This is a genomic window from Vibrio sp. 1F253 (assembly GCF_041439295.1).
Classification (GTDB): Bacteria; Pseudomonadota; Gammaproteobacteria; order Enterobacterales; family Vibrionaceae; genus Vibrio; species Vibrio tasmaniensis_A.
This window is the reverse complement of record NZ_JBGONU010000011.1, coordinates 42878-69653: the sequence shown is the minus strand read 5'-3', so window position 1 is coordinate 69653 and position 26776 is coordinate 42878. Positions and strand designations below refer to the sequence as shown.

At 42.3% G+C, this 26776-nt stretch carries 20 protein-coding genes and 1 pseudogene; 8 read left to right on the top strand and 13 right to left on the bottom strand.

The annotated features are described in order from the left end of the window. The first annotated feature begins 227 nt into the window (after positions 1-227). The 5 genes from ACED28_RS08090 to ACED28_RS08070 are packed head-to-tail and all read left to right on the top strand — an operon-like array spanning position 228 to position 9000. Complete coding sequence (locus ACED28_RS08090; protein WP_157936319.1) at positions 228-1589, top strand: site-specific integrase; 1362 nt, start codon at positions 228-230, stop codon at positions 1587-1589. 2 nt (positions 1590-1591) lie between these two features. Next, on the top strand, positions 1592-5431 hold the full coding sequence (locus ACED28_RS08085; RefSeq protein WP_017098259.1) for a hypothetical protein: 3840 nt from the start codon (positions 1592-1594) through the stop codon (positions 5429-5431). Beyond that, positions 5424-6038 (top strand): hypothetical protein, encoded by a 615-nt coding sequence (locus tag ACED28_RS08080; protein ID WP_017098258.1) that lies wholly within the window; start codon positions 5424-5426, stop codon positions 6036-6038. Before ACED28_RS08085 ends, ACED28_RS08080 begins: the two co-directional genes overlap by 8 nt. A 6-nt stretch (positions 6039-6044) precedes the next feature. Beyond that, on the top strand, positions 6045-6602 hold the full coding sequence (locus ACED28_RS08075; protein ID WP_017098257.1) for a hypothetical protein: 558 nt from the start codon (positions 6045-6047) through the stop codon (positions 6600-6602). Next, positions 6589-9000 carry an AAA family ATPase gene (locus ACED28_RS08070; RefSeq protein ID WP_158008818.1) on the top strand — a complete coding sequence of 804 codons (2412 nt, stop codon included), beginning with the start codon at positions 6589-6591 and terminating at the stop codon, positions 8998-9000. The genes ACED28_RS08075 and ACED28_RS08070 overlap by 14 nt, the downstream gene beginning before the upstream one ends. Positions 9001-9421: 421 nt before the next feature. Here ACED28_RS08070 and ACED28_RS08065 read toward each other — a convergent pair whose 3' ends face one another. Next, positions 9422-9709, bottom strand: coding sequence for a hypothetical protein (locus ACED28_RS08065; protein WP_017097606.1), 288 nt, complete (start codon positions 9707-9709; stop codon positions 9422-9424). A 10-nt stretch (positions 9710-9719) separates the two neighbouring features. After that, positions 9720-10424 (bottom strand): hypothetical protein, encoded by a 705-nt coding sequence (locus tag ACED28_RS08060; protein ID WP_017097607.1) that lies wholly within the window; start codon positions 10422-10424, stop codon positions 9720-9722. A gap of 113 nt (positions 10425-10537) precedes the next feature. On the opposite strand from ACED28_RS08060, the gene ACED28_RS08055 reads away from it, so the two are divergent. Continuing rightward, the gene (locus ACED28_RS08055) at positions 10538-11602 is read left to right on the top strand and encodes a lipase family protein (RefSeq protein WP_017097608.1); all 1065 of its coding nucleotides are present in this window, start codon (positions 10538-10540) and stop codon (positions 11600-11602) included. A gap of 688 nt (positions 11603-12290) precedes the next feature. On the opposite strand, the gene ACED28_RS08050 is transcribed toward ACED28_RS08055, so the two are convergent. The 5 genes and pseudogenes from ACED28_RS08050 to nrdD (ACED28_RS08030) form a co-directional block, all read right to left on the bottom strand. Further along, positions 12291-14519 (bottom strand): ThiF family adenylyltransferase, encoded by a 2229-nt coding sequence (locus ACED28_RS08050; RefSeq protein ID WP_017097610.1) that lies wholly within the window; start codon positions 14517-14519, stop codon positions 12291-12293. 5 nt (positions 14520-14524) lie between these two features. Continuing rightward, complete coding sequence (locus ACED28_RS08045; RefSeq protein WP_017097611.1) at positions 14525-15556, bottom strand: hypothetical protein; 1032 nt, start codon at positions 15554-15556, stop codon at positions 14525-14527. Between the two features lie 23 nt (positions 15557-15579). Next, positions 15580-16050, bottom strand: a complete 471-nt coding sequence (gene nrdG, locus ACED28_RS08040; RefSeq protein ID WP_017097612.1) for an anaerobic ribonucleoside-triphosphate reductase-activating protein — start codon at positions 16048-16050, stop codon at positions 15580-15582. A 6-nt stretch (positions 16051-16056) separates the two neighbouring features. Next, positions 16057-18198: an anaerobic ribonucleoside-triphosphate reductase gene (gene nrdD, locus ACED28_RS08035; protein WP_017097613.1), complete on the bottom strand. Its 2142-nt coding sequence runs from the start codon at positions 18196-18198 to the stop codon at positions 16057-16059. 249 nt (positions 18199-18447) lie between these two features. Continuing rightward, positions 18448-19305, bottom strand: a pseudogene (nrdD, locus tag ACED28_RS08030) (anaerobic ribonucleoside-triphosphate reductase); the annotation flags it as partial. A 301-nt stretch (positions 19306-19606) separates the two neighbouring features. On the opposite strand from nrdD (ACED28_RS08030), the gene ACED28_RS08025 reads away from it, so the two are divergent. Then, a complete protein-coding gene (locus ACED28_RS08025) occupies positions 19607-20482 on the top strand; it encodes an endonuclease/exonuclease/phosphatase family protein (protein ID WP_371709612.1) in 876 nt (291 codons plus the stop codon). Positions 20483-20629: 147 nt separating this feature from the next. Here ACED28_RS08025 and ACED28_RS08020 read toward each other — a convergent pair whose 3' ends face one another. From ACED28_RS08020 to ACED28_RS08005, 4 genes are all read right to left on the bottom strand, one after another. Beyond that, positions 20630-21061, bottom strand: a complete 432-nt coding sequence (locus tag ACED28_RS08020; RefSeq protein ID WP_009845336.1) for a YeeE/YedE family protein — start codon at positions 21059-21061, stop codon at positions 20630-20632. Next, positions 21061-21537 carry a YeeE/YedE family protein gene (locus tag ACED28_RS08015; protein WP_371709611.1) on the bottom strand — a complete coding sequence of 159 codons (477 nt, stop codon included), beginning with the start codon at positions 21535-21537 and terminating at the stop codon, positions 21061-21063. Before ACED28_RS08015 ends, ACED28_RS08020 begins: the two co-directional genes overlap by 1 nt. A 197-nt stretch (positions 21538-21734) precedes the next feature. Next, complete coding sequence (locus tag ACED28_RS08010; RefSeq protein ID WP_371709610.1) at positions 21735-22967, bottom strand: glycosyltransferase; 1233 nt, start codon at positions 22965-22967, stop codon at positions 21735-21737. 120 nt (positions 22968-23087) lie between these two features. Further along, positions 23088-24185, bottom strand: coding sequence for a ketoacyl-ACP synthase III (locus ACED28_RS08005; protein WP_371709631.1), 1098 nt, complete (start codon positions 24183-24185; stop codon positions 23088-23090). Between the two features lie 122 nt (positions 24186-24307). On the opposite strand from ACED28_RS08005, the gene trxC reads away from it, so the two are divergent. Further along, a complete protein-coding gene (trxC, locus tag ACED28_RS08000) occupies positions 24308-24742 on the top strand; it encodes a thioredoxin TrxC (RefSeq protein ID WP_017097619.1) in 435 nt (144 codons plus the stop codon). Between the two features lie 145 nt (positions 24743-24887). Here trxC and ACED28_RS07995 read toward each other — a convergent pair whose 3' ends face one another. Beyond that, positions 24888-26537: a GMC family oxidoreductase gene (locus tag ACED28_RS07995; protein WP_009845386.1), complete on the bottom strand. Its 1650-nt coding sequence runs from the start codon at positions 26535-26537 to the stop codon at positions 24888-24890. A 30-nt stretch (positions 26538-26567) separates the two neighbouring features. Beyond that, a complete protein-coding gene (locus tag ACED28_RS07990; protein ID WP_261879051.1) occupies positions 26568-26690 on the bottom strand; it encodes a hypothetical protein in 123 nt (40 codons plus the stop codon). Positions 26691-26776 lie beyond the last annotated feature (86 nt).

Here is a 26776-nt window from a genome sequence, read left to right as displayed (position 1 = left end):
TTTAATAAAAAAATCATTTAGTTGATCTTTAAATTACAGTGAGTTAACGTTATATACATACAAGTTTAAGGGTTATACAAACTCTCATGAAATTAAAGAATCTTACATACGAAACTAAACATCAAAAGTCTTTTGTAGACTCTTGTTTAATCGAGACCACTACTCATCACCTATATAGGGTTAGTAACGGTTCCGAGGTCGATGAGTTTCGTGCATATGAGGAGGAAATGGATCGCCTAGCAGAGACCACCACTAAAAAGCAAAACCTGAGTGCAAACACACTAGCTACGTATCGAAATCCTGTGATTAAATTTATCGACTATTTACATGAAGCAGGAGTGATGGGAACAGACACCCCCTTGAATCTGCATCATGCACATAGGATGGTCACGAGCTATCCCGCATACATTCAAAAAACAGTTCCAATTAACGCCTCTCATGAGCTTCAGACGATAAGAGCACTGATGGACGGATATCGCCCCAAGCTTGGGAATGATTCAGTTAATGTGCATTTAAATGCGATCGAGCACTATATCAATATCTCTGAGCGGTATGGCAGAGCGGTACATGACAGACTCATTCGATCCATGGGAATCTCACCGTCAGAGTCTGAGTACCAACCAATATTCAAACAGGTTTGGAACTCTACCGAGATATCACAGGCACAAAAGCTATTTTGGCAGAAATACACAGCACTGGGAGGAATTCTAGGTTTACAAAATATGCATGGTGAAACAAGTCAGGTATTTTCGCGCCTGCCCTCTGAAGACTCCCCTGTCAGAGATAAGATCGCAATCACACAGGAGCAAATAGAGTCATTTCTCAATCAGGAGTCGCTTTCAGATCGTGATCGCACCCTATTCGCATTAGCTTTCGCAGGGGGCTTGCGTATCAGTGAGGCATTAATACTCCAGCTCAAACACATCGATTTCACGCAACGAAGAATATTCTTGACCAAAAATATTTCTAAGCGAGGTCTAACCACAGAGGAACAAATGCTATGTTCAGCATGGAAAGGCCGTAATACTTTGAACAATGAGGTACACCTGTTTGGTGTAGCTGAAGAGATATTTTGGAAATCACTAGATAAGCTGCTAGTGAATATGGTCACTGATTATAGTCACGATTTTTTGTTCACCTATGAAAAAAACATAAACAAGGGACGGCCGTATCTTCTGACTCAACGTGCCGACAAAAAACGTAGCCACTCCAATATCGTCAAGCGTTTTAAAAAAGGCTTAATGGCAATTGGAATTTCAAAGAACTCACTTCACGGGCCGCATTTCGCTCGTCATGCTCTGGTCTTCTATCTACATAAAGAGTGCCCACGTCTAACCGAGGATGGAGAGTTAGAATTTGGTTATGAGATACCAGATGTCAGTAACCTGATAGGTCATGTCAACTACACCAGTACCGTAAAATACAAACGCGATGACTCTGAGAAACTGGGTCGCCAACACAAATTATCTCGTGATATCACACGCCTTAACCTCGACGATCAAAAGGCTAAGTTGTTAACGGAACATCATGCATTGCTCGAAAAAGCAAAAAAAGTCAATGAGATGCTAATGAAATTGGAGGCACACTAATAATGATATTCAACACTACTAGTTCCGCCTACTACCCGTCAGGTAAAGAAAAAGCAGATAGACGCTGTACTGAAATAGCCCTCCAACTAGGGGGACAGATCTCAACGTTTTTTTCCAATGTAGGTGTTGAAAAAAATTTTTGTGTTCCAGAGATGGATATCCTGAATCGCAGCTCCAATCTCAGCATAGGTAAGGCTGATGTGCGTTGTGTGATATGTGAGATAGCAGCAAACATCTCTGATACAGAAACTCTACTGAATATTGCATCTCATACAGCCAGCGCTGCCAATTTCACTACCAGAAAGGCCCATGCACGAAAACCTGACTATAAGGGTTATCACGGAGCAGTAGAGTTCGTTAATCAAATAGAAAAATTATTCCTATCAATAGGAATTGAGTCGGTACAAATCAGTAAAGGTGTCTACCAAACCGTCATCCTATATTCCAGATTGATTCTTATTAAGCTTTGGAGAGAGGGCTTGGTAGTCCTTCCAATTACTGTCAACTTGGAATTAAGTTCCGAAAAGTTTGGCGAGTTTAGTAAGTTCAAATCTTTTAACCATCTTTCTCGCCCCCCTATGTTTGGCGCGTCTGACGAATACTGTGAAAATCTGCAACTTGAGTTTACGGAACTGATTAATGACATAGGTAATGCTCCTTCGTTGGAAGTAACATTGTTGGAACGAGAGGATGGAAAGTGCTATGACAAATTAGCAGGCATCCTCTACTGTAGCACACTACACACACAAGAAGACGTAACTGTAAGTTCCTACGACGACCTAACACGTCTATTCTGTCTGTACGATACGTATGATTCCCAAAAGCCGTGTGACGCACACACACTAAAGGAATTGTCGAACAACACAATGCCATTCAAAGGTGCAAAAGCGGCGTTTAATGAGTTCAGAACAGCCGCCTCAAGATTGGGCTGTCATAAACGGGAGAGTCTATCTGGTCATACTCACGCCATTACTAATGCCTATAGATCTGAACTGCTCCAACTCAACACCGCTACACAATTCAACCTTGAAGAGGTTATGTACGAACAGGATGAAGAAGCACTTTTTGAGTTCTTCGCTGACAATGACTACCAATCAACTCAGGAGTTTTATAATCGTGGTTTGATTCATGAGCCTGACCACACTAATTGGGATGTGTACAAGGACAAGCACCTCAGCTCAATGACTGCAAGCTCTTCTAGTAACCCTAAGTGGGGTTGGAATGTAATCTACCAGTACCTTGGGTACATATCCTGCTGGTGCGCGATGTATCCAGAACAGGCTAAAAACGAAGCTATATCCACACCTACGACACTAAGAGAATTAGATAGGGAGACGTTCGTAATTCGCTCGTTTTCCAATCAGGACATCGACACAGACCAATGGCCTCGCACATTAGGGGAGTTTTTACTGCGCAAGTCGGTTTCAGTTGCTACATGGGTTAAAGCAGCCATAAACTCTGTTGAAACCAATTTTCGTTTTGACAACGAACACGTAAGCTCCATTGGTAAGCTCTTACAACCTAAGGAGTTCACTAATGCATGGCATAAGTCGCAACGTGGTATCAAACTCGGTTCTCTGAGCGAGTCAGTGAAGAATGTATTTACACGGGATGAATACGCAGTATCTCTGCAAGTAGGCTACGCCCTAGAAAAATTTGGCTCATACCTGCAAGAGCGAATTCTCGAAGGTTATACCCCTGAACTGCTAGGTTTCAGATCCGTAAATTCCTACCATACTGACAACCCATTTAGGCTGATTGAAATTGGGGCTAAAATTACTGCGCCTGTTGGAATATTGAGATATCAATTACACAACTCCCCTTTAAGCGGTGATATTGCTGAGAGTAAGCCTTTAGCCAATATTTTCCACTGGGCAGTGCCATTGGAGCACTATCATGACTCTCTTCGTGTTGGAGAGAACAATAATAAAGCGCTAAGAAGAGCTGTTTACTCTCATGATTGTGCAGGATTTTCCCCAATCGTTTGGTACGTCGATGATCAACTGAAATACTCCTACAAGCGGCTGGACGCAACCTCGAAAATCATTGAGAACCCATTTTCGATGACTAAGTATGGAACCATAGATACGGATAAGGCGCAGTTAGTCACTCCATTACTTGGGCCAATCAGGGGTATTATTGTAGCTCTTGAACAAGGAATACGACACAAACATATCCGCTACCTAGACAAACGTCATTTCGACAAATATGTAGATGATGCAAATGAGGACGGTATTGTTCAGCTATTGGTAAGCACTGATAAAAGTCGTCGCAAACCATGGAAAGCCAGTTCTCATATTGATGTTATAGCAATGCTAAGAGCAGAAAGAGAATTTCAAAATTTGAGAACAGATGTTGACCACCTAGTACCTTATGATGACGAGAAAGAGATAGACGTCCTTTTTCGCAACGCACCAGGAGAGGCATTTTCAGAACTGGTATGGAGCGACATTTGGAAAATATTCCTTACGATTTCTCAAGGTATTATCAATAGCTCCTTCACTGATATGATGGAAAGTTGTGAGTTTGTTAAAATGGTGCCTCTATCCGCTAAAGACTCTATGACAGCACAAACAGTAGAGAGAACCATCACTGCTGATAGTGAATTCGTCACGCGAGCTAAGGTTTCAGGTAAAAATCGAACTCTTGGATTTGATGCTGATGGGCATCGTGTGAAATTGTTGGCGATACTAACTCCTCACTCATCTCGAACGACCTACGTTAGCCACAGGGTTGGTTATATACCTATAGAGACTGTCAGTAAAAACATCGGTCACATGCAAATCAGTACAACCGCCTATTACAACAGGGAGACTGAAGAGGATCGAGCACGTAAGGTCGGGGAGTATCGTAGAGCCAACCTAATGGTAGTGCGCGGTAACAAAAACAAGGATGAGATAATGCCTATGTGCACTAGTGATGTTTCACAGGAGCAGGTTCGGGAATCGTTCAAGCAGAACCCCAGAGAGACGATGAGCCTGTACGGTTTCACATCGATTCCAATTGTTACTGTTGACGATGATGGTGATGAAATCATTAAAGATACTGGTATGGATCTGGTTGCCTCCACTCCTTTATCCATGATCGCATTTTCATCAACCCATATCTGTGTTCACAATATGGAATGCCCCTCAGAAATCATAGCTGAAAATGGTGGTTATCAACGATGCGGCGTTTGTCGAATAAAGATCTGCCATGTAGATAACCTGATTTCTATTTCAAGGATGGTGCAACGACTTGAGTTAGATTTGAAGACTAATGTGACATCACTGATTAACTTAAACCGAAACAAAGTTGCTGACGAAACTGTACATAAAGTCGAAGTGGCTCAGCTAAAACGCAACGAATCTGTTTTAAAGTCAGAGCTACTCGGTTGGCAGGCAGCTCTGAGGATTGTTGAGCAAACACGGATCAGTCTGCTAGGCAAAAAGAATACTAATAAGTTTGTTGTACCTGCCCCTCGCCTGCTCAAAGAATCAATATCATGCGAAACATTGAAAATGTCTTTAGCTGAGTTGTTACTCAACCATATGACCAGTATGAGTGACGTGCCTTCACTGAATAGCCCTGAAATCCAAAAAACTGTAGCCAGGATTGAGAAGAAAATCCTAAACGATTCTAAGAACGCTAGTGATGAGATCATGAAAAAGGTTGAAGCCTGTTTCGTAAATGATTCCTTAGACCCTCGACATATTATGTCCCCAATCATGAGTATGCTAGACGCGAATATTATTACCAAATCTCAGATTCTGGATGTTATCGAGAGTGATTTATCAAACACTCAACCTCTAATGAGAAGTCCCCTACAAAACAATGTAACAAAGGCGTTATCTAATGGTTAACAAAAGGACACAATCCCTGAAAGGGCGAATCGAGTTGGTTACTAAAACTCTAGATACATACATCGCAACGCCTGGTCTCAAGGCTGGTATTTCTAATATGGATCAGCTTGCAAAAAAATTGGAGCGGGATACAGGGATTGGTTATTCCACTCTTCTAAAAAGTGAGGATAAGGGTGGATACTACCGAGGATACCTTGAGACCGCCTTGATAAAAGTCGCGCCTAGCACGAATAGCCTTGGCTCCCTAGCAGAACCTCAGCCTAAAAACTGGGTACATCAAGAGGCTATCTATAGGTCAAAGATTGGGCTTCTAAATAACGAGATAAAAAAGCTGAAAATTGAACTAAGGCAGGCAGAACTTGCTATTTCTGATGCATCGAACTCACAACTGACGCTACAAGATGCAACTGAGATCAGACAAGCTGACATTAATGTCGAGAAACTATGTAGAGCGTTAGCTCGAATTCTTGATCACGAGGATGTAGGGCTAGACCTGATGCCAGATGGGCGAATTGAATATTTTGGTGAAACCCTAGTCAATTCAGAGCAGACACAGCCATATCTAGCATGGCAGGCACGAACCACACCCACCTCACACAGGGGTTAAATTGTTATGGAGATAGAACCTATTAAATTAACCCCTGAACAAGAACAACTGAAAGGTACTGCTAAATCTGCTCTATACGTCGAATGCTATAAACTAGTTATTAGCCAGATGCAGGAGAAGGGAATCAGATTTCCACGAGACGAGCGTGGCACGAACGAGCTAGGAATCAATGCCAGTAAATTAGCTAGATGGTGTGCGTTCAAGGATCGTGCAACTCTGTACAAAAACTCTGTAATTAGGAATGCGCTTCCCAGAGATGTGAAAAATATCGGTATTGAGGACTCTCAGCCAAGATCCATAACTGAGAAAAAACGAGATGACCTAGTTGCCAGTCAGCAGTGCGATATTAACGAACAAGGTCAATTAATCGTAACGCTTAACGCTCAAATTCAAACACTGGAACAGAAGCTGAAAATAGAAGTTGATGAACGGAATGCACGGATACATGAGTTGGAACTGAAGTTGGCTGCCTCAAAACAATCTGTTGATGACCATATTAGGTGTCATGCGGAGCAGGTTAGAAACTCTATCCTCAGTGGGGGGCGAACATTTGACCGAACTTAGATTATTAGTTACCAGTGTACATCCTCTGCTAAACGCATACATTGTTTATGGTAACTGTATCAATACTAGCAAGCGATTGTCAGTTCATATCAAAAAGGCTTTCGCGTATAAGGCTCCGAGCGAAGCGGAAGTGTGGCTATTTTCATGTACCAATCAAAAGGAATTGATTAATTATCGCCCACAACATCATGCAACCTCAGGTAAATTATTACTTGTCTCATTCGATGTAGAGGGGGAGCTTGCGCTCTTCGAGCGAGCATTAAAACAATATGAACTGCCAACTCTAACTAAAAAGCTATTCCTCGGACATCCAGAGTTCCGAGGTATCGGATGTGGCAAGTCTCGCATTATGAAGGCGATTAAAAGAGTAGGCTCTGCAAGGCAATTTCTGAATGAGTTAAAAAATGGAAATCTCGCTGCTCTCGTTGATGCATTCAACAGCATTGAACGTGGCATGGCGTTTTTAACAGCATACCAAAATGTACATGCTGAGTTTGAGTCTATTGAATTCATCGACCAGGCTGGTTATGACAAACGAACAGCACATCGGCTATTCAGGCTGTTAGGTCGCTCAACAAAGAGCTTGTTAACAAGTAACCCTTATGCTCCTATACGCATGGGAACCCGCTTTAATAATGCATGGGGCGTTGCTGAACGACTAAGAAAGACGAGCAAAATTAATATTCCTGACGACTCCCCTGTTCGGTTGATTGGTGCTATTGACTGCGTGGTGTATCGCGCACTGAAGCAAAACCATACAGCTATCACTAAGGAGAAGTTTAGGGTGGCCCTTTCATCGTTGATTGGTGAGAGCTTGATTGATATTGCGATTGATACGGGTCTTTCACTAACAGCCATATGCAGAACGAATAGAGGCGACTATCAGGGCGTTGGGCTAGCAAATCTGGAGAGTATAGTCGAAAGATCAATGGCATCAAAAATCGCCACCTCTAGGGAAGGTAAATTACCTAGTGGACGCATATTTTCTCTCATTAATGAATTTGACGAATACTCATCAAGGGTGAATGGGTTTTACCTCACCGAAGAGCAAAAAAAACTCGCTTTCAATACCCTGACCAATGACCTGTCAATCGCGCAGGGTGAAGGCGGTACAGGTAAAAGCACAGCTATGGCATGTGTTAAGTACGTATGTAACCGTTTAGACCGACCTGCATATTTTGTGGCAGTAGCAGGCATAGCTAAGAAAAGAGTTAATGATGAATTAGAACGAATGTGCGTTATCCGAAAACAAAACACAAACCTTTTCGGCGAGAGCGAATATGAGGTCTGTAGCTATACGGTTAGAGGGTTAATTCGACAGATCGAACTAACCTTAAATAGCCCTGACATCAAAGGGGCAATACAGCTTAACGATAATCCACTAATTGTTTTTGATGAGTCGTCAATGCTTGATTTATCCCTTGTGGTAGAGTTTTTGTCACTTCTCGATAAGCACGCTTCTAGATATAGCATTTCAATGGTTGGAGACATTGCTCAAATAGCCCCTGTCGGGTTTGGAGTAGTTTGGCAGCATGTTGTCAGTCTTGGTGCATTAAATGCCGATACAGTGCCTTACTGCGAGCTTAAACGAGTTCACAGGCAAGGAGCTGGCAACCCAATCAAAGAAGTTGCAACATTGGTGCGAACTGTGGGTCACTCAATGAAATCAGAGTGGAGCAACAGAACACATGAGTTTTCAAACAATCCTTTATCCGAGCTAAGAGACCTGAGTTCTTTTTCTGGTCAGGCTGGCGTGTACTATTCGCAAATTAGTGACTCACAAATTATCCAAAACGCTTATTCATTATCTAAGCAACTAGGCTTAGATAAATCGCAAGTTATCACGCCTTACTCTAATGCTGATAACCCATTATCGACAGTGTCCATCAACAGCCATTTTATAGCAAACGAGCGATACAGTAGTAGTTCTGATACCCTGTGGGGGTTTGCCAAAGGTGATCGCGTTATTGCCACTCAGAACTTCGCATCTCTTGACCTATACAACGGTGATATGGCAACTGTCGCTGATATTGTCTACTTACAAGAAGATGCAGGTGAAAACATACAAAAGAAGTTAGTCTGCCAGTTTGCTGAAAAGACAGTCTATATCGATGAAGGTGCATGTTTTGATACTGGGTTAGTACATTGTTACGGTATCACAATTCATAAAGCCCAAGGCTCTGAGTTTGCATATACTATCGTTCTACTACCTAGTTCTACCTCCACATCATTTGTGGAGAACAGCATGATTTATACGGCATTAACACGTTCAAAAACGGCTACTATTTTTATCGGAGATACGGATACCCTTAAAAGAGCCATTAACGATAAGCCAGCCTATAAAAAAATTTGCACTGGGTTTGACCTTGAGCCAGAGTGCCATTTTCTAGATGCTTGATGAATAAGTACCCATTACTCCTGCGCTTTTAAGCTAACGGCGCTTTTCAAGGTAGTTGTCATTATTTGCTTGCTTATTAAGCAGGTTTTCTTTCTGGGTTTTAGTGAACCTCACCAACAGCTTCATAGTTTCTTAGAGCACTTGCCTATCGTTCAGGATTTCGCTGTTTTGCAGCGAGCCATGCCTCCGCACGTTGACTCTGTGAAGACGTGACATAATTTATGTTTGCTGTACTAGCGAAGGAGGCTTCAACCCATTTTCGGCCCGCACGCAATGTACTTTGCGTGCGGGACAACGACTCGACATACGGGTTATCATCACCGACTTTGGGGCTGCTATACTATGAGATAATGCCTAGCTCATCCATCTTCTCTTTGAACCTGAGCGACTTCAAAGGCGCACCGTTACGGTGTTTTTATATTTAGACTGCAATATCCGCTATTTTTGCAATCTCGACCGCAACTTTGCCCAAAGCATGTATACGTGCTTTCAATTCAGCCTGACTAAGGTTTTGTTGGGATGCCCTGAGCACGACAGCTTTTAATTTTTCGTACTCCACAATATTGACTGCTGTATGTATATTTTTAAGTTCTGTGATTGACAATCCAGATAGCTTAGTTAACTCCGCCCCATACCTACCATTGAAGGTAGCTTCTATAGTTTCAAAATCGTCGCTGAGTAATTTATCTAGATCTTCTAGGCTGCTCATACTTAATCCTTTATTGTTTGAAGTTCAGTTTATCGATTGAGTCTTGAAGCTTTGCTCGCGCACCTTCAACACCACCTATTCCATTCAATTCTGTCTCACTTTTTTTCGAAAGTTCAGCTATCTCATTAGAGGCTTTAGATAACTTTGTCGCAATATACCCACCAACATCAGATTCAATACCAATCTCACTCAACAACTCATTTTGAGCGTCATGGACTTGAGCTATTGAAGCCAAATGCCCCGTAACAATTGAGTTAGCTTGATGAATAGCTAAGTAAGAGCGATTAGTAGAAGCCAAGAGTTCTCTCTCTTGTGCATTTAAATTATCGAGCAATTGCTTGCGCTGCCTATCTACTGACTTAGTCACATTTATTACAAGAATTTCCATAGCATCTATAGCCTGTTCTTGTTGTTCTGAACTTGCATCAGTGGATAGCCCATTAGAGATCATCCGTATAAACGAGGTATGGCCATTTTGTAGCCTAGTACGATCTTTTTTTATCGATTCTCGGATGGCATAGGGTGTATAGACATTATCTATAAACTCATTCACATCATATCTCATTCGTGAGTACAAAATACTAATGGTTTGAACGTGAGATTTATGCATTTTTTCTATGTCACGCCCAACTGTCGCAGAAAGCTCGACAGACTGAGTTGGAACTTGGGAACATCCACCAAGTACTCCGAGCAGAACTAATAAAAGTGTGCGCATCTAATCATTTCCATATATTGAGTGATTAATTCAATTGATTAATTGAAAGTCTCTTTAATGACTGATTAAATGTTACCCACATAGGAACTTGATTGCAAAAGAGATTGTTGAATATGTCTATATTAGAGAGTGTTAATGTTGAACTAGATCGAAAATCCACGTTATTAGGCTTAACACAACCAAGTTATCGCCAAGCATACAGCGATAGAACAGCTTGGTTAATGGCTACTTTTTCAGAGCTAGCGTATATACGTTTTAATCCAGCACTACCAAGCAGGTTGCAGAAGATAGGATTAAGTGAAGCATTGAAACGGCTCGCAGATGGATCTACTAGCATAAATGTGTCTAAAGCATTATCTACTATAGAAGGTTTACTCTGGGATCATGACGAAGAAAAGAATAAACTAGTCAATGAGTTAAATACTCTTAATGAGACTCAGCTAATAAAAACCTTCAGTACTGAACTAGGAACCCAAGCAATATTGGTAGAAACCCCTACCTTCTATGTTTTGGCTTTTAGAGGAACTGAAGCTACGAGCCTTAACGATATAAAATCAGACGCCAAAGCTACAATAACCAAATGTAAAAGCCCAGGAAAAGTACATGAAGGCTTTCATGAAGCTTTTGAATCGGTTGAGGAAGAACTTAGTGTTGCTCTGAGTAAACTGACAGAGGCTAAACCATTGTTCATTACAGGTCATAGTTTAGGTGGCGCATTAGCAACAATTGCCGCGAAACGGTTAAAATTCGATTTTGGCATAGCAGCCTGCTATACATTCGGTTCACCAAGAGTTGGGGACAAAGAGTGGATTTCTACAATAAAGACACCGATTTACCGAGTTGTCAACGCTGCGGATTCTGTGACGATGCTACCACCCAATGGCCTAGCAATTGGTGCTATTAGTACGGGGGTTAGTTTCATACCTTGGGTTGGAGTCAAGGCAAAGGAGTTCTTATTAGAAAAGTTCTGTGGATATATGCACGGCGGTAATATGCGTTACTTGACAAACTGTAAGAAGGGTGAATATGAAGATGTTCAGCTACTTTACTCAGTCTCTTTGTTGTTCAGGCTAAAAGCCCTTTTAATAGGAAAACTTCCATACAAGAAGTTTCTCTCTGACCATTCAATCAGTATTTACCGCAAAAAACTAGAGATCGTTGCCATAAAGCGTAATTAAGCTTTTAAAGTATAATGTGGGCCTTGATTCCATCAAACTAATCTATGTTCCCTTTACATAGATTAGTTTGAATTAGGTGTTCAGCCAAAGTTAGACTCAACTAACTAGAATCCCCATCAAAGACGGTAGATTCATATGATCTAAACTAAACATAAAAGAGCTAGTTTGCCTATGTTGCTATACAAAGCTAACTATCAACATCCTTTATTAGTATGACGGGAAATTCTAGCACGAATATAAGCAGTCTGTTTTCTATAGGCCAATACCATCAAAATCCCTAACCCAGAAATAACAATAACTTCCATATTGTCATTGAGCCACGAGACGTTTAACGAGTATAACTCCCATACCTTGGCACAACTAAGGCAAAACATCACAGAGCACAAAGTTCGAAACATATTGTTTTGCTCTGAAAGAGTAACAATAAGCCCGTCCTCTTTTGAAGCGGTTACATAGTCTGTGTAGTCTGCAAACTTAACAATTCGTAGCTTCTTGAGTATTGGTTCCACCAATACTGAGCCAATACGGCTTATGACCAAACCTATGAAATAGTAAAAGAATACACCTAAAACTAGATCCTCCTGCCTTAACGAAAACTGTGTAAGTTCCTCCAACAATACAATAAATAATGCCCCTGGAAACAAGTAATTAAACAAGTTATAAGATGATATCTTAGCGAGTAATTCATTCATTTTATGTCAAAATTCCTGTTGTACCCTACTTGCAAGTTGATACCATCAGCTCCTTTGATAAGCATCACAAATGGCAAAGGTTGTTTTTGTTTCGTAACATCTCTCAATGTACGCAAATCCGTGCCCGACTCTTTAGATGTTGAACAAGGATGTGAGTGCCATGTGCCTAGTGGCAACAACATCTCATTGCAATTGTCCATTAAATCGTTACATTCCCTATCTTTATCAATAGGTTCCAAAGTCAGACCTATTGGAGTTGACGTAAATGTGCCTTTCGATGCAAATACTATTGAGATACGGTTTAACTCCATGCTCACAAGTCCACATAGGTAGCCGCCTGCTTCATTTGGTGAATACTCATGTGTCACTAAATCGCATTTTTCAATAACAGAAGAGTGAATGGTAATATACCACTCTATTCCATTAGCATCAGTAACCTTTTTCTCCTCAAAACACAATTCGCCTTGAAGTGCTACTGGGACATATCCGCGAGGTAGACCATCATCATCTAAAACATTGACTCCCAGCATTGCTGTAGACTGAGACATTTGCTTTCTAATTAAAGGGACGAAGGTTGAAGCATGATTAAGTACCGAAGACCACGGTAAGGCCAAAGTTTCGCTACTACAACTCAAGCCTACTAATTTAGATTCTAGGGCGGCATCTCGAACTAACCATTGACGCAATGCTTCAACCCGACACGAAGACAAGAGCATATATGCATCAAGGTCTAGGATATCTGCACCTTCACCATTACTTTGCAGACATTGGATGACACCAATACGACCACTATCGGAAACATAAACTCGCGTTACTGCACATGAAGGACGTTCTTGCCATGAGCCGATGAGGTCAGTGCCCGTCGTATCTACAAGTAAATCTAGCTTAGAGCAAATGAGTTTTTCACTTTGAAGTTCAAAATGCTTATCGAACCCTTCAACCCCCTTTCGATGTTCTTCACTCAACTGTTTTAACCGATCAGCAACCATTCTTGCTTTAGTGGATAGCACGGGTGTTTCAAAAGTAGGATCGATACAAACATGACGAGCAGAGTTGTGTAATTCTATACTATCCCTATCCCATTGCTTAATTTTGAAAACACCAGATCTAGCCAACTGATCTGAGATAGCAGACCCTAAAGCTCCTGCGCCAATAAAACCAACCGAACTTTCGTTAGATTCAACCCCTGAAATTTGAGCTAACTCTCTTGGTCTCATTCGAGAACGTAACGACAGAAAATCTACCTGAATTTTTCGTTTACGATAGTGGATTAGAAATGGAAGTAACTCAATTTTTCTATGATCTTCATTTTGAGAAAGTCCCATAATTTCGGAGATCAACGCCTTAGGTCTACGTTTAGCAATAACAATAATAACTGCTCGCTCTTCATTGAAGCGAGAGAACTCAGACTCTACAATATCAGAAAAACTGTTAAACCTATCATCACAAGTAAACGCTTTAAGATCAGCTAAAGATTCTATTTCTCGACAGTCGTTAACATCATCTACACGATCATGATTGGGTACAATAACAAACGTACTTAGAGCTTCCAGCTTTTTGCCATCTATACTTGCCTGTTGCGTAGCACATTGACCACTTTTTCTTGCATTTACATAACTGCTAATGTTTTTGAGGTTAATATCTGAATTGCAGGCAGAAACACCAAATAGCGTCTCCCTAAACCTACTAAAAAAGACCTTTGTACTGAGTTTAAGTAACATCCCTTCATTTTTATGATTACACACCATCTCTTGCAACTTAGGTGCATTCACAACTAGGCTTGCACAGCTCGTTCGAGGGGATGGCTCCCATCCGTCAGTATTTAGATCCCCCAAAGATGCATCAACTAACCATTCTCGAAGTACATCAATAAGACTTTCGATACCTTTTTGCATGTATAAAGCGTCAGTTCCACCTTTTCGCCATAGGCAAATTGAAGCTGGAGAAGTCACCTTAGTTGGATTTAAGTGAGGTAGATCTCTAGGGAAGTCGTTCCGTATCGCTAGAATATCAGGCGCATTTCTCACGTCAGTTTTTGAGTAACTTAATTTTATTTTTTCTGGATTATGAATACGCTTGTCGCAAGCTTGAGGATAATGCGGGAATTTGATATCAAAACAAACCTCAATCGTATGCTCCAATACCTTAACAGAAGAAAGCAGCACTTCTTCATGCTGCTCTAATACCCTCACATCGTAACCAATCCAATCAGGTAGAGTTGGCATTTCAATTATCCGTATGTTGTAGGCTTGTTGACTGCGGACGCTTTAGTCGCATTACTGCTCTTTGTCTTCTTCTCTAGGGTTATACCTTTATCACTTAATGTAAAAACTATCGGTGCTGTTTCTCCTTCGTGGTCTGCTGTACAAAAGAAACGTTCTTTAGATTCATCGCTCTCAGAAGTCTTCAATATTGAGATCCACTTATTCTTAGCTTTGTAATGAGGTGGATTATCATCATCACGCTTAATTTTCTTGGAAGAAGAAACAACAAATGCTTTGCCTAATGGATGACTAAGGGCGCTAATCGCCTTGTCATTATCTACGTAGTCACTGTTTTTATCTGTTTTGTCATCTTTCTTTGCAAAAGGAGTCAAACTACAGTGATGTGGTGCCGAGCACAAATGCCAATCAAGATCTTCTTTTTCATAGTCAGTATCAAGGCGCTCCCATACCTCACATTCAGCGTCGCCGCCTAAAAGTATCTTTGTATTGTTCTTTTCGCCACTATAGATCCAACGCACCACAACACTGCTATTATTTCTGCTTTCGCCTTCAACCTCTTCGCTATTTGGCGCTAAAACCTTACCTTTAAGTTTAGTGCCTACCGAAAGGCTGTCACCTTCTTTGACGATATTTAAACGATTCCCGTCCTTATCAGCATCCTTAGTGCCTTTAAGTCGATTGCGACGGCGAATTTCATTTAATATAGCTCTTGATTGATCTGTTTTCTCTTCTGTCAACGCTCTCTCGGAACATACAATCTCACAGACTAACAGGGATTTCCCATCGTTTTTCCAATTGTCAGGAGTACCGCAATGAAATACATCGGAAAAACCCAAAACATGATCTTGATCTTGGTGAGTAGACACAAACAGGCTTAATTTGTTATCTGAACATGAATCTTTAATGTCATTATAAATATCATATACATCATCATCCGAAGTACGGTATTTAATATCGGTGAGTACTGCTTTGTAACCCGACTTAATTAAAATGCTATCACCATTGTCAACTGGTAAGTACTTAATATAATCTGCCATGGCAGCTCCTTGTCTATCAGTGGTTAAATGTCTTTAAAGCGATGAATCACCTGGTTGCTAGAGCCACGCCACAGCAACTCAGGATCATAATTATCTTGTTCAAATTTCCCGTCTATTAGCACATCGATATTGTCCACGATTGCCTGCTGCGTTAGATTCAATTCAGTCAAAATGTAACCAGTCCACATCCAGATATCTTTGTCTGGGCATTCTTGTTTTACTCTTAAAACCAATTGATAAATTTGCTCTAAATTAGCAGGATGAAGAGGATCACCGCCAGACAAAGATAAACCGCGCCTTTTAATACGTTTGTCTTTAAGATCTGCGATTATCTGATCTTCCATCTCTTGAGTAAATGGATGACCAGAATTTGGATTCAATGTCGATTTGTTGTAGCAGCCACGACAGTTATGCTCGCAACCTGCAACAAACAAAGTGCAACGTGTACCCTCACCATTTACAACGTCAACTTGCTGATATTTATGGTAATTCATAATATACTACATGTGCTTAACACGTCTAATAACTTCTTCTTGCTTACCTGAATTAAACGGGCGAGCGTCAGGAGAACCTAAGTAACCACAAACACGGCGTGTAACTGATACTTTTTTAGGATCGTGGTTGCCACACTTCGGACACGTAAAGCCTTTACTTGTACACTCGAACTCACCTGTAAAACCACACTCATAACACTCATCAATTGGCGTGTTAGTGCCGTAATATGGCACTCGGTCGTAGCTGTAGTCCCACACATTCTCTAGCGCTTCGATATTACGCTGCATGTTAGGGAACTCGCCGTAACAGATAAAGCCACCACTCGCTAGTTCAGGGTATGGCATCTCGAAGTCTATCTTGTCGTATGGATTAACTTTCTTCTGCACATCAAGATGGAAGCTATTCGTGTAGTAACCTTTGTCAGTCACGCTATCTAGTACGCCGAACTCTTTAGTATCTAGTGCGCAGAATCGAGTACACAAATTTTCAGAAGGCGTGCTGTATAAGCTGTAGCCCCAGCCACTTTGCTCTTTCCAATCATCGACTTTGTTCTTGAGGAACTTAACGATCTGGATACCTTTCTGACGAAGAGTTTCATCATCAAAAATATGCTCACCATCTTTAGCGTAAAGAGCGTTGATGGTCTCATGAATACCAATGTATCCCATCGAGATTGAAGCACGACCATTCTTGAATATGTCCAACACTTCGTCATCTGGGTTCAGTCGAACACCCAGAGCGCCTTCTGTATATAGGATTGGTGCGACTCGTGCCTTTACGCCACGAAGTCTGTCAATGCGTGTTTCGAGAGCACGACGAACAAGCTCAGTGCGCTCTTCCATGATTTCGTAGAACTTCGCTTCATCGCCATTAGCCTCAATAGCCATCCGAGGTAGATTAAGGCTCACTACGCCGAGGTTATTACGTCCTTCGTGAACTTCATTGCCATTCTCATCTACATAACGACCTAGGAAGCTACGGCAACCCATTGGTGCTTTGAATGAACCAGTAACTTCTACTACTTTGTCGTAGTTCAGAATGTCTGGATACATACGTTTTGAGGCACACTCTAGAGCAAGCTCCTTAATATCGTAGTTTGGATCTTCTTTTTTAAGGTTGATGCCATCTTTGATTGTAAATAGCAATTTAGGGAAAACCGCAGTCTTCTTGTTTTTACCTAGTCCTTTGATTCTATTCTGGAAAATTGACTTTTGAATGAGCTTAGATTCCCAACTTGTCCCTAGACCGAGGTTCACACTCAAGAACGGAGTCTGCCCATTACTTGAGAAAAGCGTATTGATCTCGTACTCAAGAGATTGGAATGCGTCGTAAACTTCCTTTTCTGTAAGTTTACGTGCATAAGCCTCAGGATTTGGTACATCCCACTCTTTTGCCGTAGCGAGATGCTTCTCATGACTGACTGTAACGTAAGGTGCTAGTACCTCATCTAGACGGTTCAATGTAGTACCACCATAAGTATGGCTAGCTACTTGCGCTACGATTTGGGCAGTAACGGCTGTTGCTGTTTGGATTGACTTAGGTGTGTCGATTTCTGCATTACCCATTCTGAAACCGTTCTTCAGCATGTTCTCTAGATCTACAATCATGCAGTTGAACATCGGAAAGAATGGAGAGTAATCCAGATCATGGTAATGGATCTCACCAATCTCATGTGCTTGAACAATATCACGCGGTAGCATGTGGTGTTTTGCATAGTGCTTAGAGATAATACCTGCAAGAAGATCGCGCTGTGTGGGAATGACTTTGCCATCCTTATTTGCATTTTCATTCAGTAGGTCAGCGTTGCTTTGATCTACCAAACCAGAAATTTCAGCACTTAATGCACTTGCTTTTTCACGTTGTATATCACGGTCATGACGATACTCAATGTAAGCACGAGCTACATCTTCATCTACATGCATTAATTCTTTTTCGACCAGAGACTGGATCTTGGAAATCTCTATTTCGACTTTACCATTCATCTTCTCGCATACGTTAGCGGCTACAATATCGCCAAGTTCGCGCTTAGGGCTGTTGATGCTTTCCGCTGCTGCTTGAACAGCATTCTTAATGAGTTGTGCGTTAAAGGTTGCTTTTGCACCGTCACGTTTAACCACAACTGCTAATTCGTGTTGCTTCATAATCATATTCATTTCTCCTTATAGTTTCATTTTCTGAGCTGCAATTTGAAAGGCTTGTTTTTGTGAGTTTTGTTTCTTTTGAAACTTACGAGAGTACTCTCTCGAAAAAACAGCCAACTCAGCGAGGTGAAATGAATTCTCTATTATAGAAAAATCCAACATTTTAGAGGCTTGAAGGGCTAAGGTGAAATCTCCTTGCTCTAGATAGTACGCACACACACATATAATTTTCATAAAGTGCTTTACTACATAATGCCCATTAGCCGTGTGTAGCGTGTTTACTTCGTATTCCAAAGACTGGAAAGCGTCGTAACACTCTTTCTCTGTACGAGATATAGCAAAAGCTTCTGGGCTGTGAATGTCCCACTCTTTCGCTAGTGATAGGTGTTTCTCGTAACTCGCCATTACGTAAGGTTCTAGAACCTCGTCGATACGGTTAATCGTTGTACCGCCGTATATGTGGCTTGCCACTTGCGCGATGATCTGTGCAGTTACCGCTGTCGCCGTAGAGATCGATTTAGGTGTGTCGATTTCCGCGTTACCCATCTTGAAGCCATGCGTTAACATGCCTTTAAGATCGATAAGCATACAGTTAAACATTGGGAAGAACGGTGCGTAGTCTAAATCGTGATAGTGAATGTCACCACACTCGTGAGCTTGTACGATATCACGCGGCAAAATGTGAGTTTTTGCATAATGCTTAGCCACGATACCCGCCAGCAAATCACGCTGAGTTGGGATAACTTTGCCATCTTTGTTGGCATTCTCATTGATCAGATCAACATTGCTTTCTTCGATCAGACCTTCGATCTCGCGAGTTAAAGCGCTTTGCTTTTCACGTGCGATGTCACGGTCATGACGATATTCAATGTAGGCACGAGCAAGAGACTTGTATGGTCCCTGCATTAGCTCGTTCTCGACCATGGTTTGAATTTCAGAGATATGAACTTCATCGTAGTCTTCGAGCTTCAACTCAACTGCTAATGCCACATTCAGAGCATAAATAGCAATTTCCTTATCGGTTTTGTCTGATGCTGCTTCCACTGCAGCTTGGATGCGATCTCTACTGAATGGAGCTCTTGAGCCATCACGCTTGATTACGATTGATTTCACCACTTCTCCTTACTCTTGAGGTATTCACAGACTTATCCACAAACACACTATAGAGCGATTTATCGTTTAACTAACACTAGATATTGTGGCGTATTTAACGAGAACCACCAACATTGAGTATTGATTTGGATCAATAAAATAGGCACGCCGAACAAGATAAATCCAATATTATTACGTGAGATCTCAAGTCGAAAAGAAACAATGTAACAATAAAAAAACTGCTAAAAAGAGTTGAATTTTCGGTAAGTGTTGTAGGATAACGGCTCAACTATATTGCACACCAAAATTAGGGATATTTGGGATGAAACGACTTCAAAACTGGATAATGTTAGGCTGCTTGCTCAGTAGCCAAGCATTTGGCGAACCTTTAACCATATCCAGTTGGAATATCGAATGGTTATCAACCAATGAGGCTGTGAATAAGTTTTCTGACCAACGTGATCAAGCGGATTTCGATAAGCTCGAACAGTATTTCCAATCCTTAAATTCGGATGTGGTGGCTTTCCAAGAAGTCGATGACATCAATGCCATTCAGCGCATCGCAGGTGATCAATACAAGATATTGATGTCTGACCGAGCATTACCAGAAAACAGCAACCATCAGTTCAAAGAAGTAAACCAATACACAGGCTTCGCGGTTCGTAAAGGAATCATACTCACCGACTACGCTGACTTTCCTCTCGAATCGGGCGCTAACAGCAAGCTTAGATTTGTCAGTTATATGGTTGTGAAAACGGATACAAAACCAATTCACATGTTGTCTGTGCATTTAAAGGCGGGTTGCAGCGGCGCGTATAAATCTAACCGTGACTGTTCAAGGCTCAAAGACCAAGCGCAACAACTTAATAAATGGATACAGCAAAGAGAACGCCAAGGTCAGGATTACGCAATATTAGGCGATTTCAACCATAACCTTTCTTACTCAAGAGATTGGATGTGGAAAGACTTAACTCAAAATGCCGATGCTCAGTTGGCGACAAGAAAAACTCGAGCAGATTGTAAGGTACGCTCTAACCGCAATAACCATCGCACACACCAGTTCCGTTCTGTGATTGATCATATTGTAGTGAGCAAATCCTTAGATGCCTCTCCTGCTAAACAGAAGGTCTTTGAAACACAAGATGTGCTTGATTACAAACTTAGCGACCATTGCCCAGTTTCAACGACTATTAAATAGTAGATTTTAGATAACGGCAGATCATAGCTAACGGTAGATATAGAAAGAGGCTGACTGGCTTTTTTGCTAAAAGCGAGTCAACCTCTATGCTTGGTCAGTTCAGAACGAATAACGTCAAAGCCAATGTAATCAGCGATAAGCTTGCTACTAACAGGTTTTGTTCGTACGACCCGCCAACCACATTCCCACCAGCATGCTTAAGACGAACAGCCATACCGTTGGGTTACCGCCACTAAGGCTGGTTACTGCAGGGCCCGGGCAAAAGCCTGCAATCCCCCAGCCTAAACCAAAAGCAGTTGAACCTAAGATCAACTTTCTATCTATTAGTGGATTATTACTGCTATCTAAAGGTTCGCCATTGACGGCTTGAGCGCGCTTTTTAATGACCAAGTGATAAAACGGAGCGAAGACCAATAACGCGCCACCCATGACGAATGCCAAGCTAATGTCCCAGTCGCCAGCAATATCTAAAAACCCAAGTACTTTGTTCGGGTCAACCATGCCTGAAATGATCATACCTGAGCCAAAAAGAATACCTGCGACCAAACCGATAACGATAGTAAGTGAAGAGTTTTTCATTACGCCCCCAAACCGATCAAGTTCTTAGCCAACACAGTTACGATTGCCACACCCATGAATACACAAGTAGCGATGATTGAGCGCTTGGACAAACGAGCCATCCCGACAATGCCATGGCCGCTAGTACAGCCATTCGCCATCTTGGTACCGAAGCCCACCAATAATCCGGCTATGATAACCACTGCGAAGTTGATCTCTTCTAATTGCGGAAGTTGGTAGCCTGTTGGAATCAATAACCAGCCGCTCACGACCATTCCGACAACAAAAGCAAGTCGCCAATGTTTTTCGGTTTTCTCAATGCTGGAGTCCGAGTTCGATTCGGATCCTGATTCTAATCTTTTGTTCTTTCTCGACGGTAACAAGTGGCCAACAATGCCACTAATACCTGCTACTCGCCCTATTCCTAACATAAGAATAATTGCCGACGCGCCTAACAACATGCCACCGAACAATGCATTCCAAGGTATTAAACTCATCACTGACCTCTCTCATAACGTCGATTAACTCATCACCCTTAATTTAAATTAGAGTTTACTAATAAATATAAATTAGTCAATGCTAATGTACACTAGAATGTTCGGTTTGTAAGTCTGAAATTAACAAGCGCCTGCATGAAAAAAGCCCCTAGGCGTTAACCTAAGGGCTTATAATTTGATTCGGTTTATTGTGTCAGTTACTTAGTCTTGTTCTTTTCAGCTATCCACTGCGACATATACTTGGTGCTCGCCATGCTGTGGTGCTTAAGCATCGAACCAAAGAAGTTATCCAGTCGATGAGATTCAAGATCAGACTCTAACGCAGTTAATCGCTCAATCAATGTGTCGCCCAGTTGATTTTGCTCGTAGTGCGCTTCAAGGATTGAATGACATTGGCTTTGTGCCTTAAGCCACTTCTCTTTATCTTTGTACAGAGCAACTGCAGCTTCAACAAACTCGTCGATATCATCAGCAACCTCGCCCGGCCATTGCAATTCACCTTGTGATAGCATGCCTTCACTGCCGATTTCACTCGTTACGTTCGGAGTTTGCAGCTTCATCGCATCAAGCAACTTGCCTTTAATGCCCGCGCCAAATCGTAGAGGTGCAACACACACACGAGCTTGCTCCATCACTTCTTGAGCGTCTTTAGCCCAACCTTTTATATGGAAACCGGTTTTAGGGTTGTGCAAAGCCGTTGCTTTCGGCGGCGGATAAGATCCATAAATATGAAGTTCGGATTCAGGTAACTGCTTGCGAATCTTCGGCCAAATCTTCTGTAACTGAAGCACAGCATCCCAGTTCGGTGCGTGTCTAAAGTTACCTATCGTCATGAAATGCTTACGTTCTTCAAAGCTTTTCGTGCTTTCAGGAAGTGTATTAAGATCAACCATGAACGGCAAATGATGAAGCAGTTTTGGATCGATATTGAACTCCGAACGAAGCAGTTCTATCTCGTAACTTGAAATGATCAACGAAAGATCACAGCGTAAAATTGCGGCAATTTCACGTTTAGCCAAGTCACTGTACAAATGCGCTTTGGTCAGTTCAGTCTCTTTCTTAACCGCTTCATGGCGCGCGTTACGTAGGAACTGTAAGTCTTCGGTATCCAGTAACTTAAAGGCATTCGGACATACTTTCTCGACACGCCAACCAAACTGCTCTTCCATCATGAAACGGTCAAACATCACGACATCGGGTTGCAGCTCTTCGATGTACAGGTCAAAGCTATCGCAATTTAACTGTATAGATTGGCTCGTGATGCCCTCTTCAGAGAGATCGATCATGTGCTCGGTTTCTTGAGCTGGCGTTGCAAATTCAACTGACCAACCTTGTCTCTTGAACAGGCGTAAAAGAGACATCATGTGGCTGCCAGCCGCCGATGAATTCGGTTCTGGCCAAACGTAGCCAATTGCTAAAACTTTCTTCAAAACACTTCCTAAGAAATAACAAAAGGGACGAGATCTGTCCCTGATTAAACGAGCACTATGGTGGTCGATTTATATCATGAGGCGAATCCGACTTAAAAGGCGAACTCGTACCATACTCCGCTACTCACTTTCTGAGTTAGGACGCGTTTTACAGTGTAAAATGGCTCTTTCTAGAAGCTCCAAAGCAGATTTATCCGCTTCTGGAAGCTTCGCATCCGATTGACCTAACGGTTCAACACGACTGCCCCACTTAATATGGCCAGCACCCCAAGTTAAACCTGCACCAAATGCCGCAAGCAAGATGTTAGAGTTAGGTTTAACGAAGCCTTGCTCTAATGATTCACACAGTGCAATTGGCACAGTAGCTGCCGACGTGTTGCCGTAGTTTTGGATGTTAACAAACGCTTTCTCGCGATCAATACCCGCCATATCACACAGAGTTTGGATGATTCGGATGTTTGCTTGGTGCGGGATCACAACGTCGATATTGTCGGTTGAGATACCTGTGCGGCTTAATACTGTGTGTGCCGCAGCGCCCATGCCTTTCACTGCACGCTTGAAGATTTCTTTACCTACGAAATCAAAGTCCCAGTAACCGTTATCTGCAGCAAAGCGGTCCATAGAAGTACCGAATTTTGGTACCGCTAGAATGTCACGGCCTTCTGCGTCACAACCGATTTGCGCTTCTTGTAAGCCAACCTGCTCTTCAGTGCGAGATAGAACCACAGCACCTGCGCCGTCACCAAATAGAACCGCAGTATCACGCTTGGTCCAGTCGATGAAGAATGAAAGACGCTCAGCACCCACTACGATAGCATTACGGTAGTTGCCTGCTTGAATCAGTCGAGTCGCCGTTTCAACGCCGTAGATGAACCCTGTACACGCTGCGTTAAGGTCGAAAGCCGCTGCGCTCTTGATGCCTAGGTTCTGTTGAACTTTAGACGCAGTATTTGGAATAAGGGAGTCTGGGCTGCACGTCGCGATGATCACGAGGTCGATATCTTCGGCACTAAGACCAGCGCACGCCATGGCGTGTTGAGCAGCAACAGTCGCTAACTCAGAGGTATTTACATGACTGATACGACGGTTTTCGATACCAGTTCGAGTTCGAATCCACTCGTCAGACGTATCAATGAAAGTGCTTAGATCATCATTGGACAACACGGCTGGTGGCAGACACTTTCCCCAGCCCGTAATCTCGGCGTAAAATTTTGTCATCATTTACCTATTTATTGTTTGTTTTTATTTAAGTATCGTATTCTAGTTTTAAACAGTATAAGCGCTCCGTGCGTGATTCGTAAATCGCGTTAGACACGGAGTTACAATAAAAAGAGAAAGTTATGTCTACATTCAACACACGTTGCCCTTCTTGTAATGGCGTAAACCGAGTTCCTTCAGAAAGAATTTCAGAAAGCCCAACCTGCGGTAAATGCAAAACAGCATTGCTCGATGGCGCTCCTATCGAGGGAACGTCACTTAATTTCCAATCTATTTTGAATAGTTCACAGCCAGTGGTTGTCGATTTCTGGGCAACATGGTGCAACCCATGTGTTGGCTTTGCGCCAGTGTTCAGTGACGTTGCTAAAGAGCGTTCAGGAGATATTCGATTCGTTAAGATTGATACTGAAGCTCAGCAACAGCTTGCCGCGATGTACCAAATCAGAAGCATTCCAACCGTGATGGTGTTTAAAGATGGTAAACGTGTCGATACGATTAACGGTGCATTACCAAAAGGTCAATTTGATCAATGGCTTAATCAAGCTCTAACCAAGTAACACTATTATTTAAGCTATCGTTTAAGCGATTGAATTAACTTTTGCTTTATTCTAAGTAAGCACACAAAAATAGGTTAGAGAGTCTTATCAAACAAAGACTATCTAACCTACTGTTTTATTTATGGTTATCACTTAACTTCTTGAATTAAACCACAGCTTCGCCTTTCGCTCGAATACTAGACTCTTGCTTACCTAGTCTGTATTCCTTTTTGATTTGATCTGCGACTTTTTCGGCAATCATAATGGTTGGCGCGTTTGTGTTTGCCCCAATCAATGTCGGCATCACAGAAGCATCAATAACTCTTAAGTTATTCAACCCATAGACTTTCAGATTGTTATCTACCACGGCTAATGAATCACTGTTAGGGCCCATTTTACAGGTCCCGACTGGGTGATACTGAGTGTCTGCACGGTTGCGAATATCTTGCTCGATAGCCTCGTCATCACTGGCGTCTACTGGGTAGAAAGCATTACCACGGATGTCGTCAAACGCCGAACTCTCTAACATTTGATACTGCTTCTTCCAGCCCTTAATCATTATCTCCATATCTTCAGGATGACTGAAAAACGCAGGATCGATCTTAGGCGGATCATAAGGATCATTACTATTGAGCGTTACGCTGCCGTTGCTTTTCGGACGCAACAAGGTGACATGAGACGTAAAACCATGACTGGTATGGATTTTTCTTGCATGGTCATCGACAACAGCGACCACAAATACAAACTCTAAATCCGGCACCGCGATATGATCTTCGGAACAAAGAAAACCTATCCCCTCTGCAAAATTACTGCTCATCTTGCCACGGCGTTCTTTGTGCCATAGCGGCAGAGCTTTGGTCATTTCAGAGGCCATTTGTAGCGAGATACCAAAAGTTTCACGCTTTTCACTGCACTTGTACGAATGCACCAAGTCGATATGGTCTTGGAGGTTCTTGCCCACTCCAGGCAACTCATGAACCTGCTCGATGTCATGCGCCTCCAAATCGTCTTTAGCACCGACACCAGACAGTAATAACAACTGGGGAGAACCAAATGCACCAGCAGATAGAATCACCTCTTTGTTACATTGGATCTGATAACGCTGTCCGTTAAAGCCATATTCGACTCCGACCGCTTTCTTACCTTCGAACAAAACTTTATGTGTGGTTGCTTTGGTCACGACCGTAAGATTTGGTCTCGAAAGGTTTGGCGTTAAGTAAGCCTTGGCAGCACTGCACCGTTCGCCATTCAACTGGGTTACCTGCGTCGGCATCGCCCCAAACTGAGCAGCACCGTTGATGTCTTCATTACGGGGAACCCCTATCGACTCACACGCCGTTAAGTAACGTTCCAACATCGGACTTGGCGATCGAAGGTTAGCCACGTTCAGAGGACCACCTTGACCGTGAAACTCATCTTGGTGGACTTCGTTATTTTCCGCTTTCTTAAAGTAAGGCAAACACGAATCATAGTTCCAACCTGCATTACCCAAGCTTTCCCATGTATCGTAGTCGGAACGGTGTCCACGTGCGTACATCATGGCATTGATAGAGCTAGACCCACCAAGTGTCTTACCTCTTGGTTGATAACCTTTACGACCATTCAAACCCGGCTGTTCAACGGTCTCAAAGGCCCAGTTGTTTAGCTTAGTTGGCATCATCGCGGCTATACCTACGGGTGTATGGATTAATGGGCTTGTGTCTTTACCACCTGCTTCCAATAGGCAAACCGTGACATTGGGATCTTCAGACAGCCTTGCAGCCATTACACATCCTGCCGAGCCCCCGCCAACAACAATAAAATCATAACTATCCATTTGCCTATCTCCATTGGGTGTAACTCTCGTTTACGCTATTGCCGTGATTGATAACACCATACGAATGAACATTTTACGCAGGTATTTGTAATCATCAAGTTGAACACAACACCATTCCTCTCTGGCCTGCTCTACGACGTTACGTATGTTCATGAAGCACCAATGAGCTTAACTTTCTTCGCTTGAATTATCGTGATGAACAACAACCATCACGGGTGACCTACGCGGATGATTGTATC